Source organism: Burkholderia sp. ABCPW 14, from assembly GCF_001523835.1.
In the GTDB taxonomy this organism is placed as follows: domain Bacteria; phylum Pseudomonadota; class Gammaproteobacteria; order Burkholderiales; family Burkholderiaceae; genus Burkholderia; species Burkholderia mayonis.
Map to the genome: position 1 here is coordinate 1 of NZ_LOVS01000139.1, position 4,186 is coordinate 4,186.

General features: G+C 49.3%; 5 protein-coding genes. 4 read left to right on the top strand and 1 reads right to left on the bottom strand.

Annotation, left to right across the window (positions count from 1 at the left end; all coding sequences use genetic code 11):
• The first annotated feature begins 762 nt into the window (after positions 1 to 762).
• Genes WS62_RS34460 through WS62_RS34465 form a run of 3 tightly spaced genes read left to right on the top strand, consistent with a single transcriptional unit; the run spans position 763 to position 3,362 of the window.
• Complete coding sequence (locus WS62_RS34460; RefSeq protein ID WP_231748370.1) at positions 763 to 1,449, top strand: helix-turn-helix domain-containing protein; 687 nt, start codon at positions 763 to 765, stop codon at positions 1,447 to 1,449.
• Positions 1,433 to 2,707: an MFS transporter gene (locus tag WS62_RS21360; protein ID WP_197422893.1), complete on the top strand. Its 1,275-nt coding sequence runs from the start codon at positions 1,433 to 1,435 to the stop codon at positions 2,705 to 2,707. The genes WS62_RS34460 and WS62_RS21360 overlap by 17 nt, the downstream gene beginning before the upstream one ends.
• A 55-nt stretch (positions 2,708 to 2,762) precedes the next feature.
• The gene (locus WS62_RS34465) at positions 2,763 to 3,362 is read left to right on the top strand and encodes a thiamine phosphate synthase (protein ID WP_082721176.1); all 600 of its coding nucleotides are present in this window, start codon (positions 2,763 to 2,765) and stop codon (positions 3,360 to 3,362) included.
• Between the two features lie 205 nt (positions 3,363 to 3,567).
• On the opposite strand, the gene WS62_RS34470 is transcribed toward WS62_RS34465, so the two are convergent.
• The gene (locus WS62_RS34470) at positions 3,568 to 3,879 is read right to left on the bottom strand and encodes an H-NS histone family protein (RefSeq protein WP_156441073.1); all 312 of its coding nucleotides are present in this window, start codon (positions 3,877 to 3,879) and stop codon (positions 3,568 to 3,570) included.
• Between the two features lie 85 nt (positions 3,880 to 3,964).
• Between WS62_RS34470 and WS62_RS38345 the strand changes: the two genes are divergently transcribed.
• Positions 3,965 to 4,186 (top strand): hypothetical protein (locus tag WS62_RS38345; protein WP_231748371.1); only part of this gene is annotated, 222 nt, incomplete at its 3' end.

The window sequence follows — 4,186 nt, forward strand, 5'->3', positions numbered from 1 at the left end:
CTTCAGATTGATCTGCTCGCGCAGCGGTTGGCGGAAGAAATCTCCCTCTGTCACCGGCAACTTCGGACCCATCCACACCTCGTCAGGATTTGCAGGATTCACGCGTCAATATGCCTGCTTCCTGCAATTCCAACAACACCGTTTCGGCATCACAGCCTTTCCGTATAAGCCGTCCAGGATTGTTCAGGTTCGACTTCATAGGTTGCCACAATCAATCTCCAATTGACGGTCACCCCGGCATGCGCATTTCGTCGAGGCACGCAGTCGCCGAGCGGGGCGCTAGATGTACGGTCCAGCCGACGCGCGGGAATAAAAAGGCGATCGTCGAAATCGACGATCGCAAAACCGCCTGCTCCGAGGCAGATCGTAGGGCGAGCAGACGGTGGCCGATGCGAGCGGTGCGGTAATGTTTCGCTTACGTGGCGAGCGCGGCTGCCCCGGAGCGAATTCGGCAGAACAGTTCAAGCCTCACTAGGACGGCACTCGTGGAGGAGGAGCGCCCCACGCAAGTGATAATGCATCAAGGTTGGAAAAATGAGATCGCATTACATAACCATATTCCTTAACTATCACCGCACACCGTTGGATGGATTTTCCATTGATATCTCTGACGACACATCCGTGAAGATCACTGATATAGTTGGAATACGGGCATGGCTTGTTTTGGCATTATCGACAGCCGGCAAAATTATGCGGCAGACTGTAACTTCACGCGTTCTCAATATGCATCCGATTGCATGAATAATCATATGAGATTGCACCATGAAATCCGATAGCGCCATTATTAGTTTTATAGAAAATTTCCCAACCTCAGCAAGCCTAAAAGAAGCAGACACTGGCAAATACATCATAAACAATGCACACAACTCACTTCAATTCGGAATTAAAAATCCAAAAGATCTTATTGGGTTAAGAATACAAGATATTAAATTCAATCAACCAGATTGGGGGGCGCAGTATGCGAGATCGATAGAACGTCTCGATCTTTCGGCACGAGAGAAAAAGTCTCATGTGATGGGGAGGCATCAATTTCTAGACGATTGCGGAGAGGCTCAAGTTGAAGAAATGGTGAAATTTCCAGTAATCGGTGTTCGAGGGAACATACTTGGAATAGTCACATATCGGAACGATATCACGCGAACACTCCCGCCAATCAATGTATATAGGCTTTACAAAAAATTCTATAATTCTATAGAATCAGTCAATCGGACACTCATTTATTTTAAAATTGACCGACATTTTATCAATCCGCTTACGGACGCGCAGATTCAAGTATTTCTTCTAAAGGTAGAGCGATTAACCAACAAGGAAATTTCCAAATTTCTCCACATCTCGGACCGAACCGTTGAGTGTCATTGCACTGCCCTACGTAACAAATTGATTGATGAAAATCTCCCTTACGTTCTATCTCTTGTGAAGGGAGAGGCATTTCGTGCGATCGAAATTTAACCCAACTTTAAAGCTCGCACTTTCGGCCAATCTTTTCGAGTGGTATGAATTTTCACTCACTGCTTTTATGGCGCTGGAAATTGGTCGGCTCTTCTTCCCCGCCGGAAGTGACAAGACAGCACTAATGCTGAGTTTTTCGGTGTTCGCGAGCAGCTACTTGGCGCGGCCTCTCGGCGGTGTGTTCTTCGGCATCTTGGGGAACAGACATGGGGCTGGTGTGGCACTCAAATTCAGCATGATTGGTATGGCGGTACCAGCATCACTGATTGCATTTCTCCCTACTTATCGGACATCAGGCTATATGGCAACCGGCCTATTGCTGGCGTTGAAAATGCTACAAGGATTTTGCGCGGGTGGAGAAATGCCTTTAAGCGGATATTTTGTGGCACTTAACACGGGCGAACGAAATCGGGGCCTCTATTGCGCCTTCACCGTGGTTAGTGGCTTTCTGGGCATGCTGTTGGCGTCTGGAACCGTTTTCGCCTTGCCATATTTGGTGGACGCATCCCATCGATTTGCAAATCCGGCAGTCGCTGGTTATGGGGTAGAGCCGTGGCGCTGGCCATTTTTACTTTGCACCCCATTATCAATTTTAATCTATTTGCTACGATCATCGATCAATCAAGATCTGACCTTGCAGACGCGCCGTTCGTCTCACGGGAAACCGACGTTACCCCTCTTTCAGGCTTTTGTCCTCGTTGCATTTATGGAGGTTGTTATTTATTCGATATTTGTGTGGATGCCGAGTTATTTGCACAGTTACGTCGGAGTTTCTAGTTTCAATGCACACATTTCAAACGTAGTATCTCTCGCAATATTTTCCGCATCGATGATTGTCTCAGGATACGTTGCGCGTTTCATAAATGCATCGAGCCTGGTCCTCTGCGGCGTAGTCTCATTAGTTGTAGTCAGCTACCCGCTGTTTGAAATTCTGCAGCTCGACGATATTTCATTTTTATTATTTGCGCAGACCGTTTTTGCAATTCCATCAGGTTGCATGGTTGGTGTTATTTTTGTGGTTCTCACAGATTTATTCAAGCAAAATTGGGGGAGCCTGGGTATGGCGATCACCTATTCATTTGCCACTGCAATCTTTGGCGGAACTGCGCCCATCGTCTGTTCTTACTTGATCGAAGTGACGCATATGATAACTGCACCCGCAATCTATATTTCAGCTATTGGCCTGCTAGCCGCGCCCGTTGCCTATAGCGTCTCCTCGGTGACGCACGACGCAATTCAATTGCGTACGTCCGACTAAGCTCAATCCCATATGCCGTTCGCCTTAATTCCTTTGGTCCTGCCGCCGAATGTTTATGAAGTACTCAACCAAGTTGCCGTCAACCTACTTGATCACGCCAGAACCTTCGGATGCCACGCCGTTAATCAATTTCATCATGGATTTGGAGCGGGCGTTAAAAGGCGGGATCCGTCTAGTGCAGCTACGCGCGAAAACCGTGACTGCGGTGCAGTATGCCTGGCTGGCCGAGCGAGCACTCGCTTGTTGTCGGCGATACGACGCTCGTTTACTTGTGAACGCGCCAATTGAAGTGGCACTGACACTCCAAGCAGATGGCGTCCATCTCACCAGCACCCGCCTGATGGCCTGCTCGAGTAGACCGTTGCCTCCCGAGTTGCTGCTTTCGGCAGCCTGCCATGATGAACATCAAATACGGCATGCCGATTCAATCGGAGTCGATCTAGTAACGGTCTCGCCGGTTCTGCCAACTGCCACTCATACCACCGCCACGCCCCTTGGCTGGTCGCGTTTTCATGAGCTGGCGGCACTGACGTCGACTCCGATCTATGCACTGGGCGGGATGTCGATCGATACCTTGGACGATGCGCGCAATGCCGGTGCATACGGCATAGCCGCAATTCGTGCATTTTGGGGAAGCGCGGTTGAGAAATCGTAATTTGTAAGGTACAGGTGGTGAAATCATGATCAATCGGAGAACGAGGTGACTGGCGCAAATTTGGTGAATCGGCGCGGCGGAATCTAATCGAGATATCCCGATACACAACCGGAACTGATGGCTTGATCTCATCGCCGTCGAAAGCTGCCAACCGAGTTCGCCAAGGATTTGGTTGACTATCGACCGGTAGCCCGACCAAGTGAGTTCATGATAGCGTTGGCCACGCAATGAGGAAATCATCGCGCGATAGGCCGGCGATCCACTTGGGAGATCGCCCTCGACCACTCCATGTCTGGCCTGTAGCTGGGTTTCGGTATTTAGGCGGAACAGGCTCCTTGCGTTTGTGTGCACCCCTTATTTCCGTCCATGCGGAATTGATTTGTTCGGGCAATATACCGTACGTTCTTACGACGTCTCGGATCAGTGAAAGGGCCGTTCCAATTTCTCGCTCGCGCGCCGCCTCAGCCTCTTTGGCGAGAATTTGAAGTCTCATCTTTAGCTCTTCATATTTCAACACTTTGTATTCCTATATATAAATTATCATCAACTTCAAATCCTGTGAACTTCGCTTTCCGGGTTCCGGATTTTTGCAGCACCCGTCGATGACACGCTCGAATAAAAAGGCAATCGCAAATTTCAACGATCGCAAAACCGCCCACTCCGAGGCAGACCGGATAAAAGCAGGCGGTGGTCTGAGACTATTGAGAATTACTGAATCCATGACAACCGATTTTCTGCCGGTGCGTTATACAGTCATCACGCTGAATGGAGGTTCGGTTGATGGCCAAAATGGACGAAGCTACGCGCAAGCGGGTGCGTGCTGG

What these genes read in the sequence shown, in the direction of transcription:
- WS62_RS34460 (WP_231748370.1), top strand. Translation starts at nt 763, where the DNA reads ATGAAATCCGATAGCGCCATTATTAGTTTTATAGAAAATTTCCCAACC.
- WS62_RS34465 (WP_082721176.1), top strand. Translation starts at nt 2,763, where the DNA reads ATGAAGTACTCAACCAAGTTGCCGTCAACCTACTTGATCACGCCAGAA.